General features: G+C 68.0%; 10 protein-coding genes and 1 tRNA gene. 5 read left to right on the top strand and 6 right to left on the bottom strand.

The window, feature by feature from the left end; translation table 11 throughout:
* Positions 1–1,396 precede the first annotated feature (1,396 nt).
* From OG611_RS35735 to OG611_RS35725, 3 genes are all read left to right on the top strand, one after another.
* Positions 1,397–2,512: an ABC-three component system protein gene (locus tag OG611_RS35735; RefSeq protein WP_266429875.1), complete on the top strand. Its 1,116-nt coding sequence runs from the start codon at positions 1,397–1,399 to the stop codon at positions 2,510–2,512.
* The gene (locus OG611_RS35730) at positions 2,509–2,970 is read left to right on the top strand and encodes an ABC-three component system middle component 2 (RefSeq protein ID WP_266429873.1); all 462 of its coding nucleotides are present in this window, start codon (positions 2,509–2,511) and stop codon (positions 2,968–2,970) included. The genes OG611_RS35735 and OG611_RS35730 overlap by 4 nt, the downstream gene beginning before the upstream one ends.
* A 70-nt stretch (positions 2,971–3,040) precedes the next feature.
* The gene (locus OG611_RS35725) at positions 3,041–4,834 is read left to right on the top strand and encodes a hypothetical protein (protein WP_266429871.1); all 1,794 of its coding nucleotides are present in this window, start codon (positions 3,041–3,043) and stop codon (positions 4,832–4,834) included.
* Between the two features lie 605 nt (positions 4,835–5,439).
* On the opposite strand, the gene OG611_RS35720 is transcribed toward OG611_RS35725, so the two are convergent.
* A tRNA-Pro gene (locus tag OG611_RS35720) sits at positions 5,440–5,516 on the bottom strand.
* A 126-nt stretch (positions 5,517–5,642) separates the two neighbouring features.
* On the opposite strand from OG611_RS35720, the gene OG611_RS35715 reads away from it, so the two are divergent.
* Positions 5,643–6,344, top strand: coding sequence for a transketolase (locus OG611_RS35715; RefSeq protein ID WP_266429869.1), 702 nt, complete (start codon positions 5,643–5,645; stop codon positions 6,342–6,344).
* Positions 6,345–6,409: 65 nt separating this feature from the next.
* On the top strand, positions 6,410–7,312 hold the full coding sequence (locus OG611_RS35710) for a transketolase family protein (protein WP_266429867.1): 903 nt from the start codon (positions 6,410–6,412) through the stop codon (positions 7,310–7,312).
* Positions 7,313–7,417: 105 nt separating this feature from the next.
* Here the strand turns inward: OG611_RS35710 and OG611_RS35705 are convergent, their stop codons facing one another.
* From OG611_RS35705 to OG611_RS35685, 5 genes are all read right to left on the bottom strand, one after another.
* On the bottom strand, positions 7,418–9,634 hold the full coding sequence (locus tag OG611_RS35705; RefSeq protein ID WP_266429864.1) for a right-handed parallel beta-helix repeat-containing protein: 2,217 nt from the start codon (positions 9,632–9,634) through the stop codon (positions 7,418–7,420).
* The gene (locus tag OG611_RS35700) at positions 9,631–11,097 is read right to left on the bottom strand and encodes a M1 family metallopeptidase (protein WP_266429861.1); all 1,467 of its coding nucleotides are present in this window, start codon (positions 11,095–11,097) and stop codon (positions 9,631–9,633) included. Before OG611_RS35700 ends, OG611_RS35705 begins: the two co-directional genes overlap by 4 nt.
* Entirely contained in the window at positions 11,094–12,767 is a 1,674-nt protein-coding gene (locus OG611_RS35695; protein WP_266429857.1) for an extracellular solute-binding protein, read from the bottom strand. The genes OG611_RS35700 and OG611_RS35695 overlap by 4 nt, the downstream gene beginning before the upstream one ends.
* A 52-nt stretch (positions 12,768–12,819) precedes the next feature.
* Positions 12,820–13,680, bottom strand: coding sequence for a carbohydrate ABC transporter permease (locus OG611_RS35690; protein WP_266431402.1), 861 nt, complete (start codon positions 13,678–13,680; stop codon positions 12,820–12,822).
* A gap of 82 nt (positions 13,681–13,762) precedes the next feature.
* Positions 13,763–14,776 carry a sugar ABC transporter permease gene (locus OG611_RS35685; RefSeq protein ID WP_266429854.1) on the bottom strand — a complete coding sequence of 338 codons (1,014 nt, stop codon included), beginning with the start codon at positions 14,774–14,776 and terminating at the stop codon, positions 13,763–13,765.
* Positions 14,777–15,092: the final 316 nt, after the last annotated feature.

Genomic DNA, 15,092 nt, shown 5'->3' with positions numbered 1-15,092 from the left:
GTGGTGGTGCTCGGCGCCGAAACTGCGGGAACGGTCACCTCGCCAGGATCTTTCCTCACCCGCCGTCAGACACCGATTCCTAATGCCGTTTGTCAAGCCGTTCTGGTTGGGTGCGTGGGGGTTCAGTCGGCCGATGTCTCGCACCTCTCGATCTTTGTAGCGACTGATCGGCGTTGCAGCCCGTTGACAATGAACTCCATCTCGACCAGCGTGCCAACCAGGCCTGTCTCTTGGAGCGTGCTGGCCACCACCCGTGCCTGGCCCAGGGACAGGCAGAGCATCTCGCGCAGGACTCGCAAGACGGGGACGAGGCTCGACTCGTCGTCCGCGAGGCGAAGCCGTGCGGGCCCATGCTCTGCCAGTAGGGCATTCCTGATCTCTTCAGGAGTCGCTCCGCCAGTGTCCTGCTCGCACCACCCGTTGGGGCAGGCAGTACATGCACCATCGGTGCCCCACCACAACTGCCCATGGTCGATGTACTGGCCAACGTCGAGTACTAGCACGCCACCGCAGTCGTCGCACCGCGCCGTATTTTCAGCACCGCAGGCGTGCCATCGGGTCGGCGACACCGCAACGCGACCGACGAAGCGCCGTCCGGGAGGGACTCACCGAGCGAGAGTCCCCACTGGACGTCAGCCGCGTGATGAGATCCGGCGTATCAGCGCACCATTCGGCAACCTGGGGACCGAATCGACGTACCAACCGCGTAGTGACGCTCTCCACATCCACCATCAGTCGTTTCACACGGGTCAGTCTGCTGATTGCGCGATCTTTGTCCACTGCTTTCCACCACTCGCTGTGGAACGTGAGCCGACGAGCGAATCGGACCAGAGCACTTACCCAACCTTCAGTGAGAATCGCTCAGTCTTCGCTGAGAACGATCAACACGGCCAAGCTGCGCCGCGAGGCGCGCCAGCCGATGCCGATGAGAAGCACGCTGACGCCGGAGAACCTTCGACGCCTTCCGGACGAGGCTGTAGTGCTGCATTGCACGGCCGAAGATGCCCCGCGAGAACGGCCGGACCACCGCCCCCTCAGCGACCAGGAGCCGGTCGAGCCACAACCGCAGCCGCGGCGGGGCGAAGACCTCCGCTAGCAGGGCGATCGCCACGTCCCTGTGATCGGCGTCGTGCTCGAACCGCTCCTGGCACCGGCTGAGCTGGCCGAGCCAAGACGAGGACCAGGTCTGTACCCGTGTCGCTGAAGACGAGCACCAAAAGGGACCCCAACGCCTGGCCGGCCCCTGCTTGCCAAGCAGGGCGGCTACACGAATCGCTGCGACGCCGGGGCCTGCGAGCATGGCCGAATCTGGCCGGAGAACGTGCAGCGACTCTTTCTTGGACAGACGCCCAGTGGTATTCCTTGCCTCGCTGTTCCGTATTGATCACTTCGGAACGTGGCCGACCGGGGGGAAAGCGTGCTGGACGATAGCGACGCTGCGGCGAATCGTGACATGCCTGCCAAGCTCAGGCTGTCAGGAGCCGGGCTGCACTTCCCGTCCCCGCCGAACCCCAAGAAGCAGGTCTTCGCCTACGACCCCAATGAGTTCGAAGAGTTCGTCGAGGAATGGGTGCCGACCCTCAACGTCCGCTACGTGCGCGTGGAACGGCACGGCGGTACCGGGGATCACGGAGTGGACGTCGCCGCCTACCTCACACCGCAGGCCATGGAGGGGGAATGGCACAACTACCAGTGCAAGCACTACGGTGACGCTCTTACCTGGTCGAAGGCCGCACCGGAGATCAGGAAACTGTTCGCCTCAGTCGTACAGAAGCGCTACACACTACCGAGCCGGTACATCTTCGCCGCGCCGATCATCGGCCGCAGCCTGGTGAAGCAGTTCGCCAGGCCCTCTGACACGCGAGCGAAGTTCATCACCGAACTCGCCTCCACCAATGACCCTGTCATCACCTCGCTCAGCTCCGCCGAGCGCGAGAACGTCGTCGATCTGGCACAGAGCACCGACTTCTCCATGTTTGAACCGGTCGACATGGACGAGATGCTCGACCTCCACAAGACCACCCGACACTGGTCGGACCGGTTCACCCAGCCGCTGCCCCCTCGCCCACAGATCATGAACCCACCTGCCGAGCACACCCCCCTTGAGGCGCGGTACATCCAGAAACTCCTCGATGCCTACCGCGAGGAATGGGGCGAGGAAACCGACACGCTGGAACGCGTCGCCGAAAACGAGGACGCGCGCGATCACCTCAACCGTCAGCGTGAAGCCTTCTACAGCGCCGAATCCCTGCGCGTGTTCGCCCGCGATGCCACTCCCGCGGGCCACTTCGAAGCTGTTCTCGACGACATCCACGCCATCGTCGTCGAGGTAGCCCGCGGTCGGCACCTCAGCGCCCTTGACCGACTCCAAGCTGTCCTCGTCACAGCAGGCCAGGTGGTGCTCACCGAGACGATCCTCGCCAAGCAAGTGAGACCTCTCGACCGCAAAGGGGTATGTCACCACCTGGCGAACGACGATCGGCTCACCTGGTGCCAAGGAGGCAGGGCATGAACCCGCTCAACAGCCCACTGGAGGTCGGTGTGCGTGCCCTGGCTCTGCTGGCCGAGAGTCACCCCGAACCCATGGACCTCGCCCAGCTCGTCGTGCTCGACTACGCCCTTCTGCACAGCGCGGAATTCGACGGCCCGCCGAGCCTGCACCCCGACCTGCCCACGCGCACCGGAGAGCTCGGCATGAAGCGCCGAGTCCTCGAGCAGGGCCTGCTCGTACTGATCCGTGCCGGGCTGGCCGGGATCGAAGCACACCAGCAGGGCCTGATGTACCGGGCCACAGAGCGGGGACCGGCGTTCATCGACATCCTCGAAACACCTTATGTCGACCGCCTGCGCGACCGCGCCGAGTGGGTCGTGCACGAATACGCGCCCCAAGTCGAGGTGGACGCCGTCACACGCAACCTCATCAACCGCCCCGCCGACACACCTCTGCCGCCCGAGGTCCACCGTGACTGACCTGAGACTCCTCCACCTCACCTACGCCGGATCAGCAAATCCCCCGGCACAAGTCGTTTTCGACGACGACATGACAGTCATCTACGGGGCTTCCGACACCGGCAAGTCGTTCATCGTCGATTCCATCGCCTACATGCTCGGCAATACCAACCTGCCCCTCATCCCCGAAGCCGAGGGCTATAGCCAGATCCTCCTCGGACTGCGCATGCCGGACGGCAGCCCCCTCACTCTCGTGCGCCGACCCGACAGCAACGCCGTACAGGCGCACTTCGCCGACCTTCGAAACCTGGTGACCCGTCCCGCGGACCATCTCCTTACAGCCACCCACACCGCACGCAGCACCCGCAGCCTGTCCATGTTCCTGCTAGGCGAGCTCGGCCTGGGTGATGTGCGCATCCGCAAGAACGAAGCGGGCGGAACCCGCAACCTGACGCTCGCCGACCTCGCACACCTGTCAGTCGTCACAGAAACCCGCATGGTCGACCCGCTCTCCCCGGTCCTGACTTCTCACGCCAACTCGACCAAGACCTCTGCCACCTCAGTGATGAAGTTTCTACTCACCGGCGAAGACGACCCCGTCATCGAGACCGGCCCGAACCGGGGCCAGCGCAGGGTTCACAAAGGGCAGATCACCCTTCTGGACCAGATCGTCCTCGACCTCACGGGCAAGCTCACTACCCAGGAGAACGAGACACAGCTGCGCGAGCGGCTGACACGGATCCAGACCACCGTCGACGCACAATCGCAGTCACTCAGGTTCATCGCGGACCGGCACATGAACGCGGTCACCAGCCGTATGCAGGCGTCCCAGGAACTGGCTGCTCTGGACAACCGTCTGGCCGAGGTCACCGACCTCCTCACTCGATTCAAGCTCCTCGAGCAGCAGTACCACTCAGACCTGGAGCGCCTGGAAACGGTCAGTGAAGTCGGCAGCCTACTAGGATTCTTTCGGGTGGGAACCTGCGTCTTCTGCGGCGCCGGGCCCGAGCACCAGCACCCCAGCCACAGCGCCGAGGAGACCACCCAGCTCCACCAGGCCGTCCAGGCGGAGACAGGCAAGACCACCAGCCTGCTCACCGACCTACTGCCCACCATCACGGAGCTGGACGCACAGCTGGCCACTCTGCACAGACGCCACGAATCCCTCAGGGCGCAGGCTGCCAACCTCGACTCACAGATCGACACAGCCGAAGGCCAGCTCGCGCCCCTGCGAGCACACATGGACGACCTTCTTACCGCCCGATCCACCGTGGAGCGGGAACTGGAACTGCACTCCCGCATCAGCGAACTCGAACACCGACGCTCCACCCTCGACGGCGAAGGCGCGGTCGCGAAAAGCCGCCCGGCCGAGCACATCCCCGCACGCATCGTGGACGCCTTCGACAGCTTTCTCAGGGACACCCTCGACGCCTGGAAGGTGCCAGCTGTCGACTTCGCCGAGTACGACCAGTACACCGCCGACATCCGTGCCGGAAGTCGGCCCCGCGCGGGACGAGGCAAGGGGGTGCGCTCCGTGCTGCACTCGGCGTTCACCACCGCCCTCGCCCGCTACTGCCACGACCACGACCTCCCACACCCCGGCTTTGTCGTACTCGACTCCCCGGTCGTCACCTACCGGGAGCCCGTCGGTGAAGACATCGACATCACCGGACACGTCGTCGACCACTTCTACCGCGACATGGCCACATTCCCCGGTCAGGCCGTCATCATCGAGAACGGCGACCCCCCGGACGACGTCTTGCCCAATGTCACCGCCTATCGCTTCACCGGCTCGGCCGAAGGCCACCGCGGTTTCTTCCCCATCAGCGCCACACCCCCGCCGACAGCACCCGACAACGCAGGCTCCCAGGAACTCAATACCTAGGACTCCTCTGCCCGATTCCCCAAAAGCACGGGCAAAGGCGAATCCCGATGGCTGTCGGACCGCCCTCCAACGACTGGCCGTCCGGGCGGCGTCCTTCCCTGGCCAGCAACAGCGCAACGGTGGCATCACCAGCGGGCGAAGAGCTGGTGCAGACCTCCCGGGCCAGATGGCCCGTGGCACGTTGACAAGGGAAACTCGCTGGTCGCGACCCCTTCTGGCGGGCGTGATGGTCACACGTGGTCACAGGCTGAGGGTGTCGGGTCCTTCTCCGCCTCCTGGAGGCGATCGCCATGCGTTCGACCACCGCCAACCTCTACAGCCACCTCACCCAGCCAGCGGCCCGCGCAGCCGTCGATCACCCCCCTCACCACGGTCGCGCGAGCCGCTGGCCGCCCGCCCCAGCTCGCATGGCTGCGACCATCACGCGACCCCGTCCACTGCCTACGCGAAGCCCTCCACGAACTCCCCTCCCGCGCGCCACCTGCCTCCAGGGCCCTGGCGAACCATCCCTGGTCCGGGCATGCGACCGCACTACCACGACCCCAGACGCACGAAAGGCCGCCCTCCCACGAATGAGAGAACGGCCTCCGACCTGCGTTTCCGCGTGGTCGGGACGACAGGATTTGAACCTGCGACCCCTTGACCCCCAGTCAAGTGCGCTACCAAGCTGCGCCACGTCCCGATGCCCGTCTGACCTGGGGTTTCCCCCTGGCTGAACGCGCATGAGAACAATACCGCACTCGGGCGGGTGGTCACGAACGCCTTTACCGCTTGACCTCAACCTAGCTTGATGTTCAACGCTTGTGCCATGCCGAAAACCACCGCCGCACCGAAGCGCGACTACCGCGACATGAACCGTCTGATGAGCCTGATGACCGGGGACGAGAAGCACGGCCCCGCAGCGACATCCACCCTGGACGCCCTGTGGGTGCTGTACGACCGGGTGCTGCGGGTGACACCCGACACCGTCGACGCGCCCGGCCGCGACCGGTTCCTGCTGTCCAAGGGGCACGGGCCGATGGCGTACTACGCGGTCCTGGCCGCGCACGGTTTCTTCGGCGAGGAACTGCTGCCGGGGTTCGGGGCGTACGACTCACCGCTCGGGCACCATCCGGACCGGATGCTGGTGCCGGGGGTCGAGATCGGCAGCGGGTCACTGGGGCACGGGCTGCCGCTGGCCGTGGGGAGCGTGCTCGGGTTGCGGGCGCAGGGGCTCACCGATCCGCGCGTGTGGGTGCTGATCGGGGACGCCGAGCTGGACGAGGGCAGCAATCACGAGGCGCTGGCCTATGCGGGCCCGGCCGGGCTGGAACAGCTGCACACCGTGGTGATCGACAACGCTTCGTCCTCGTACGCCCGGCCCGGCGGGATCGCGGCCCGGTTCGAGGCGGCGGGCTGGTCGGTCGGCTCCGTCGACGGACGGGACCACGAGGCGCTGTACGCGGCCTTCACCGCGCCGCACCCCGGACAGCCGCGGGCCGTGGTCGCGCGCGTCGACCCGAAGGACTGAACGCACCGCGCGAAGACGGGGACCCGAGTACGCCGAGCCTGCACGACACGAGAGGGACACTTCACATGGACACGATGCGTGACCGCTTCATCGCCACCACGTCACAGCTGCTGGACGAGGATCCGCGCCTCGCCCTGGTCCTGGCCGAGATCAGCCGGGACGGCTTCGGCGGGGCGGCGCGGGCCCATCCGGACCGGGTCATCAATGTGGGAATCAGGGAGCAGCTACTGGTCGGCGCGGGCGCCGGGATGGCGCTGACCGGGCTGCGGCCGATCGTGCACACCTTCGCCAGCTTTCTGGTGGAGCGGCCGTTCGAGCAGGTCAAGCTGGACTTCGGCCACCAGGGAGTGGGCGGGGTGCTGGTCAGCGCCGGAGCTTCGTACGACTGGCCGGCCGGCGGGTTCACCCATATGTCGCCGGGCGATGTCGCGCTCCTGGACACCCTGGACGGCTGGACCGTTCATGTGCCGGGCCACCCGGACGAGGCCGAGGTGCTGCTGCGGGAGGCCGCGGCCGGGGACGGCCGGGTCTACGTGCGCCTGTCGGTGCAGTCCAACGACCGGGCGCGGCCGGTCGGCGCGGGGACCGGGTTCACCGCGGTGCGGGAGGGGACGGGCGGGGTGGTGATCGCGGTCGGGCCGATGCTCGACAACGTGCTCGCCGCGACCGACGGGCTCGATGTGACGGTGCTGTACGCGACGACGGTGCGCCCGTTCGACGGGGACGGGCTGCGGCGGGCGGTCGGTGTTCACGAGGTCGCCGATGTGGTGATCGTCGAGCCGTATCTGGCGGGCACGTCCACTGCTGCCGCCAATGACGCGCTCGCCGAGCTGCCGCACCGCGTGCTGGGCCTCGGAGTGGGGCGGGCCGAGCTGCGCAAGTACGGGGAGATGGACGAGCACCTGGCCGCGCACGGTCTGGACGCGAGGGGGCTGCGGGAGCGGATCGGCGCCTTCCTCCGCCGCTGACCGGGCCGGAGCCGCCGGTCGGATGACCGGCGGCGTCCCGGTGCCGGTGTCGCCCTCCCCCAGCCGGTCGGGCTCGATGCCGCCCGGCTGGGGGAGAGAGAACCGCTACGGGTGGACGAGCACCTGGGACAGTGCCACGCGTCCGGTGCCGGACGTCACGATCTTCACCGTGCGGGTGCGACTGTCCAGGTCCAGGACCGTCGGGCGCAGCGCTTTCCCGCTGACGTGGACCGTTCCGTCGTCCGTGACCACGTCGAAGTCGGCGGTCGTGGCGGAGGAGTTGTTCCAGATCTCGATCTGACGGACGCGCTGCTCGGCGCCCAGGTCGACCTGCCACCAGGCGCCCGCCTCGGAGAGCGTGCGGGTGTCGGTGTTGGTGTCGCCGTCCAGGGCGAGCTCCGCGCCCGCCGTTCCCTCGGTGGAGGACTGGGTGGCCGTGCCGGTGCGGGCCAGGTCGGTGCGCAGTTGCTCGACCGGACCGCCGTGGGCGCCCGCCCGGCGTGCGACGGCGAGGGCCTCGGCCGGCAGCCGGTCCAGGCCGGTGAGGTTGTCCGTCATGACCGAGCCGTTGCCGCCGAGGGCGGGCGCGGCGGTGTCGGTCCAGTTGCCCCGGGCGGTGTTCCGGATGCCGTAGTCCGCCCAGTTCGAGACCCACTTGTAGCCGATGCGGGTGATGACGTTCTTCTCGACGACGATGTGCGAGGACTGTTCGTCGAGGTAGATGCCGTTGCCGTCGCGCTCGGTGTTCCCGAAGGCGGAGCGGTTGATGTAGTTGCCGGAGACGACCGTGCCCGGCTGTGCGCCCTGGGTGTAGATCGCCCCGCCGTCGTGCTGCTCCTGGGCGACCTCCATGACGTGGGTGATCCGGTTGTCCGTCACCTTGTTGTCGCGCAGGACGGACTTCTGGGACTCGGGCTGGTTCCAGCCCCAGCCGACCGAGATCCCGGAGTACGGGAGGTGGTCCAGGCTGTTGTGGTCGACGGCCAGCCCGGCCTCGTACCCGGCCCAGATGCCCACCGAGTCGGTGAACTCGACGCCGGAGCGGGTGATGGTGTTGTGCGCGACGGTGTTCCGCTCCCCCGCGAGCGCCGCCGACGGCATCGGCTCGGTGTCGCCCACGTAGACGGCGCCCGAGGAAAGGTCGGTGAAGGAGGAGCGGGTCACCGAGCTGTCCTTGGTGCCCGCTTCGAGGATCGCGCCCGCCCCGCCGAGCCGGCTGAACCGGGCGTTGTCGATGCTGACGCGCTGTCCGCCGCGGACGGTCACCGCGGCCGACGGCTTGGTGTAGAAGCGGCCCGCGTGGTCGACGGGGCCGGTGGCGCCGGTCAGGGTGAGACCGGCCTGCATGCCCGCGTAGCCCTCGTCGGTGCCGGGCCGGCGGTACGCCGCGTACGCGAAGCCGATCCCGCTGACGGTGACGTCGTGGGCGCCGTCGACGACGAGCAGCTGTTCGGTGTGCGGGGTGACGGCCCGCGCATGGCGCATGTTCTCGCCCTTGCGCGGCAGGTAGGTGACGGTGCGGTCCTTCGAGTTCCACACGAACTCGCCCGGCTGGTCGAGGAGTTCGGGGGCGTTCTCGAAGTGGGCGACGCCGCTGTAGCGGGTGGAGTCGACCGTGGTGGAGTCCCAGGCGGGTCCGGTGCGGTCGGTGCCGCTCGACGAGTTGGTCCAGCAGGGCTGGGCGAAGGTCATGTCATCGCCGTTCACGCCCGTGATCCGGCAGTGGTAGTTGCGCCAGCGGACCCGGATGACGGCTTCGGCGTCGGTGGGGCGCTGCCACTGGGCGATGCCCGTGGCGACCGCGCCGTTCATGCCGGTATTCGTGGCGTCGCAGGTGCTCGCCGGGCAGGCCTCGCCGCGGGCGCGGGTCGCGCGCCTGCCGTCGACGAAGAGCTGGCGGGGGTCGACGTCGGCGGGGGCGTCTGCGGTCCAGGTGCCGTCGGTGTTCTGCCGCCAGCCGGTGATGTCCTGTCCGCCGGAGAGGACGGGGCGGGCGCCGGGGGCCGCGGTCCAGGTGACCGTGCGGCCGTTCTTCCCGGAGTCGGCGGGACCGAGCTTCAGGGGCTGGTCGAGCTCGTACGTGCCGTTCTTCAGGAGTACGCGCACGTCGCGGCCGGTCTCGGTGCGTGCCTGGTCGCGGGCGCCTTCCGGGGTGCAGGGGCGGGCGACCGTGCAGGAGGTGCCGTGTCCGTCCGGGGCCGCGTACAGGGTGCGGGTACCGGGGGCGGCCTGGGCGGCCGGGGCCGCCAGGAGCGCGGCCAGGACGGCGGCGGAGGCGGCAGCGGCGGTTCCTCGTACGACGTTCAGGGAGCGGCGGTTCACGCGGAGGCCTTCCAGTCGGGGTGGCCGGGCATGGGCGGGTTCACGGCTCCGAAGAGCCAGTCGCGCAGGAACGGGTCGAGGGACTTGTCGCCGGTGACGTCGACGGTGTGCCGGATGAAGGCCTCGCTGGTGTACGTGGAGTCCTTGAAGCGCTTCACCCACTCGCGCATGACCCGGTCGAACTTCCGCCGGCCGATCCGGAGGCCGAGGGCGTACAGGACGAGGGCGCCGCCGTCGTAGATGTTGGTGCCGCCGAGCGCCTTGGGCAGTCCGGGCGGCCCGTCGGCAGCGCGGACCGCGTCGAGCTTCTCGTACGTCGCCTTCATCTTGTCCTCGAAGACCGACCAGCCGCGCTCCTCGCCGTACAGACCGGCGTAGTACACGGCGGGGCCCTCGTTGAGCCAGGCCTGCTGCCAGTCGTTCGGGGTGACGGAGTCGCCGAACCACTGGTGGACGAGCTCGTGGACCATGGTGGTCTCGTAGCCGGGCTGTCCGTCGGCGTTGAGCTTGAACCAGTTGGTGGAGAACAGGGAGAGGGTCTGGTTCTCCAGGGCGTCGGTGTAGCCGTCGTAGATGTGGACGCCGTAGACGGAGAACGGGTAGCGGCCGAACTTCGCCTCCAGCCAGGCCAGATGGTCTGCCGTGCGGGCCACGATCGGGCCGTACTTGTCCTCCTGGCCCTGCGGGACGATGTGCCGCAGCGGCAGTCCGCGGTGGCTGGTGCCGTACAGATAGGTGCCCTTGACGACAGCGATGCCGATAAGTTCGGTCGCCATGCGCTCGCGCAGGGCGAAGTGCCAGACGGTGGAGCCGTCGGCGCGCGGGGTCTTGTGGAGCAGTTCGCCGTTGGCGGCGGCGACATAGCCCTGCGGGGCGCTGATGTGGAAGGTCCACGTCGCCTTGTCGGACGGGGTGTCGTTGCAGGGCAGGAAGGTGTCGGCGCGGGAGGACTGGGCGGCGGAGGCGAAGCCGCCGTCGGTGCCGAACTTCCAGCCGGTCAGGCCGAGTCGGGGCGCCTTGCCATTGCCCCGGTAGCGGACCTCGGCCGTGAACGCCTGCCCGTTGTGGAGCGGGCGGGCGGGGGTGACGGTGAGCTCCTGGCCGCTCTTGCCGGGCGAGAGCGCCCAGGTGGCGGGGCGGCCGGCGACGGTGACGGCGTCGATGGTGTGGCCGTCGGTGTCCAGGTTGAACGCGGAGAGGTCCTGGGTGGCCTTGGCGTTGATCCGCACCACGGCGGTGAAGTCGTAGGTGACCGGTGTGAAGTCGAAGGTCAGGTCGTAGTGGACGACCTGGTAGCCGCCGTTCCCGAGGGTCGGGAAGAGCGGGTCGCCGACGCCGTCCGAGCCCGGCTTCGGGTCGAAGCCGTGCGACCGGGCGGAGGCGGGCGAGCCGAGGGCGGGTACGGCGACGGCCGCGGCCACCGCCGCGCCGCCGAGTTTCAGGGCCGAGCGTCGGGTCGTCACTTCTTCCCCTTCTGGAAGGCGTCCTCGAACTCGCCTCGGGCCTGCTCGCCGCCCTTGGCCAGGTAGTCCTTGACGAACTGGTCGTAGGCGGACATGGGCTTGCGACCGGAGATGATGTCCTTCAGCGCATCGCCCTTGAGCGTGTTGAGGCTGCCGGAACCCTTGGAGTCCCAGGTGGGCGAGGAGTACTGGAGCGTCGGGTCCGGCACCATCATGGGGATCATCCTGGTGAAGGCGTCGTGGACGTGGCGGACGCCCTGCTCCGAGTCGGCGCTGAAGATCGCCGGGACGGCGGAGGCCATGAACTTCCACGGCACGGTGACGTCCTGGGTGCCCTGCTTGGTGAGCGCCGGGTTGCCCTTGTCGTCCCGGGTGAAGTCCTTGCCCTCGACGCCGTAGTTGATGAGGGTGTACTCCTGGCTGCCGAACGGGGACGCGGCGAAGTCGGCGAGGGCCAGGATCTCCTTGACGCGGTCCCCGGACGCCTTCTTGATGTGGGTGTTCTGGAGCGAGATGTTGTCCATCCAGGCGACGGCGTCCTTGCCGACCGGCACGAGCGGGCGCGGGTCGTACTTCTTGTCGATCGCCTTCATCGAGGCGATGTAGCCGACGCCGGGCGCCAGGTAGGTGGGCATGCCGTCGTAGACGTAGGCGCCCTTGCCGTTCTTGAACATGTCCGTGTACTGGGCCTTCTGCGCCCCGGACATCTGGAGGGTGCCCGGGTAGTAGCAGCCGGCCTTGTACAGCAGCCGCGCCGTCTCGACGGCCTTGCGGTACTCCGGGGTCTCCAGGTCGACGGTGAACTTGCCGGTCTTCTCGTCCAGCCGCCAGAAGTTGGGCGCGCCCGCGGACATGGCGAGCATGCTGGTGGCGCCCGCGATGATGGCGTACTGGTCCTGCTTGGGCCGGGTCAGCTCCTTGCAGACCTCGACGAACCGGTCGAGGTCGGTGATCTGGTCGAGGCTGGTGACGCCGACCTCCTCGAACAGGTCGTGGCGGTACACGCCCGCGCCACCGGTGCCGGTCCGGGCGATCGGGATGCCGTAGAGCTTCCCGCCGAAGATGGCGGACTGCCAGGCGCCCTTCGGGATCGCGGCCAGGTTCGGGTAGTCCTTGACCTTGTCACCGGCGAGGTACGGGGTCAGGTCGGCGCACTTGGCCTGGAGGAAGGCGGCCTTGTTGTCGACGCCACCGCTCTCCGGGTACATGAAGAGGTCGGGCAGGCTGTCACTGGCGACCATGGTGGAGAACTTGGTGCCGTAGTCGTCCGCGGGGACGGCGGTGATGTTCACCTGGCCGCCGAGGAGCTTCTCGATCTCCTGCCAGGCGGCGTTGCTGCCGCGTGCGGGCGGCGGCGGGGAGAAGGTCTCCATCGTCGCGCTGATCGGCTTCGCCCCCTTGAGCGGGGTGCTCTTCGTGGCGCGCAGCGGCTTGGCCGGGTAGCTGAAGAAGCCCTGCGGGACGCCCGCCGCAGTGCCCGCCAGGTCGGGCTTGAGGCCGATGTTGCGGACCGCGGTGTTGGGCAGCAGCGAGGCGCTCTTGGCCTCCGCCTTCGCGGTCGTGCCGCCGTCGCCGCAGGCGGCGAGCAGCGGGGCGGCGGCCAGTCCCAGACCGACGCCCGCACCCATGCGGAACAGTGCTCTGCGATTGATGGGGGTGGAGCTCGACACCTGAATCTCCTTGAGAGAGGGGAAAGGAAGGAGTGGGGGGCGGTGGCTGCGCTCAGCCCTTGACGGCGCCCGTGAGCACGCCCTTGGTGAAGTAGCGCTGGAGGAACGGGTAGACGCAGAGGATCGGTACGACGGCGATCACCAGGACCGCCATCTGTACGGCCTGCTGCGGGGCGAGCACCTCGCCGGCCGAGGCGGCGTTCAGGCTCTGGCCCTGGAGCACGTAGGTGCGCAGCACCATCGGCAGCGGCCACTTGTCGGAGTCGTTGAGGTACAGGAGCGAGTTGAAGAAGGCGTTCCAGTACGTCACCGCGTAGAAGAGGCTGATCACGGCGAGGACGGCCTTGGACAGCGGCAGGACGATCCGCACCAGGATGCGGAAGTCTCCGGCTCCGTCGACCTTCGCGGCGTCGTACAGCTCCTCGGGCAGGTTCATGAAGAAGGACCGCAGGACGACCAGGTTGAAGGCGCTGACCAGGGTGGGCATGACGAGCGCCGCGTAGGTGTCGTACAGACCGAGGCCCTTGACCAGCAGGAAGTTCGGGATGATGCCCGCGTTGAAGAGCATCGTGAACAGGGCCGTCATCAGGATGAAGCGGGAGCCCGTGACATCGCGGCGGGAGAGCCCGTACGCCATGCCGACGGTGACGAGGAGGCTGGCGAGGGTGCCGAAGACCGTGATGCCCAGGGAGACGATCAGCGCCCGGGTGACGACTCCGCCGGTGAAGATGGTGCGGTAGGCGTCCAGGGTGGGGTGGTCCGGCCACAGGACGAGGCCGGAGCTCTTGATGATGTCGGTCTGCGAGGCGAAGCTCGTGCCGATGACGCCGACCAGCGGGTAGGCGACGGCGAGGACGACCACGACGATGGCGATCGCCTTGGCGATCTGTCCGATGCGGGTCGGCCGCTCCATCCACGGGGGACGGCCGTCGGACTTCCGGGCGGGGGCGGGGCGGGGCGCCGGTGCGGTGGATTCCGTCGTGGCGCGCGTCTTCTCAGCGGTCAGCACCGCGGTACACCCCTTCGTGGCCGAGTCGGTGGGCGAACTTGTTCGCGCCCAGGACGAGTGCGGTGCCGATGACCGCCTTGACGAGTCCGACGGCGGCGGCGACGCCCCAGTCGTTGTCCTTGATGCCGTGGTAATAGACGTAGGTGTCGAGGACTTCACCGGCGTCCGGGCCGACCGCGTCCCGCTGGAGCAGGATCTGCTCGAAGCCGACGGAGAGGATCTGCCCGAGGTTGAGGATCAGCAGCAGGATGAGTACGGGGGCGATGCCCGGCAGGGTCACGTGCCACAGGCGGCGTCGCGGCCCCGCACCGTCGATGGCGGCGGCCTCGTACTGCTGCTTGTCGATGTTCAACAGCGCGGCGAGGATGATGATCGTGCCCCAGCCGGCGTCCTTCCAGGCGACCTGGAGGGTCAGCAGCCAGGGGAAGGCGTCGGGGTCGCTCATCATGTCGTAGCGCGGCAGCCCCAGGCCGCCCAGGACGTCGGGCAGGAGCCCGGCACCGCCCAGGATCTGCTGGAAGATCGAGACGATGATGACCCAGCCGATGAAGTGCGGCAGGTAGACGACGCTCTGCACGAAGCGCCTGATCCGGTCGCTGGCGATGCTGTTGAGCAGCAGGGCCAGGGCGATCGGGATCGGGAAGAAGAACACCAGCTGGACGAGGGCGATCTCCAGGGTGTTGAACGTCGCGGACCAGAAGGCCGGCTCGCCGAACGCCGCGGAGAAGTTGGCGAACCCCACCCAGACACTGTGCATGTAGCCGAGATACGGCTGGTAGTCCTGGAACGCCACGACGTAGCCGAGCAGCGGTACGTAGTGGAAGACGACGAAGTACAGCAGGCCGGGCAGGGTGAGCAGCAGCATCACCCGGTCCCGCTTGATCCGCTGCCAGAGGCTCAGCCGCTGCTGTGCGACTACGGTCCCGGCGGCTGGCGGGGAGGGTGTTTCAGCCTTCCGTCGCCGCTTTTCCCGCGGCAACGGGGGTGCTGTTTCAGCCATGGTGCGTCCTGTTCGGCTGGGTGGCGCGTGGTGGGCCTTCTGGGGCCGCAAGTTAGTAAGCGGTTAACCCAAGCGTCAAGAGATCCAGGCAAAAGTCATTGAGCCGCGATGCCCCAGCGGCCGAATCCGGCACATCGAACCAGTAAATATGCCGCTGAACTGGACAGTTACAGCAGGTCGGAGCTTGACGGTCGGCCATCGCGCTCCTTAGCGTGCCGGTCATCCCATAGAACGCGATTACTGTCCGGAGGCAGGGTGCGAACCACCGAAGAGGCACCGGCACATTCCGGTAGCGATGCCGCGGCACCGTCCCCGC

It is taken from the genome of Streptomyces sp. NBC_01363, assembly GCF_026340595.1.
Classification (GTDB): domain Bacteria; phylum Actinomycetota; class Actinomycetes; order Streptomycetales; family Streptomycetaceae; genus Streptomyces.
The sequence above is the reverse complement of the archived record's forward strand: the minus strand, read 5'-3'. Positions and strand labels throughout refer to the sequence as shown.

Coding starts and splice junctions, on each gene's coding strand:
- OG611_RS35690 (WP_266431402.1), bottom strand. CDS start 13,680: ATGGAGCGGCCGACCCGCATCGGACAGATCGCCAAGGCGATCGCCATC.
- OG611_RS35725 (WP_266429871.1), top strand. CDS start 3,041: ATGACAGTCATCTACGGGGCTTCCGACACCGGCAAGTCGTTCATCGTC.
- OG611_RS35710 (WP_266429867.1), top strand. CDS start 6,410: ATGGACACGATGCGTGACCGCTTCATCGCCACCACGTCACAGCTGCTG.
- OG611_RS35685 (WP_266429854.1), bottom strand. CDS start 14,776: ATGGCTGAAACAGCACCCCCGTTGCCGCGGGAAAAGCGGCGACGGAAG.
- OG611_RS35715 (WP_266429869.1), top strand. CDS start 5,643: ATGCCGAAAACCACCGCCGCACCGAAGCGCGACTACCGCGACATGAAC.
- OG611_RS35730 (WP_266429873.1), top strand. CDS start 2,509: ATGAACCCGCTCAACAGCCCACTGGAGGTCGGTGTGCGTGCCCTGGCT.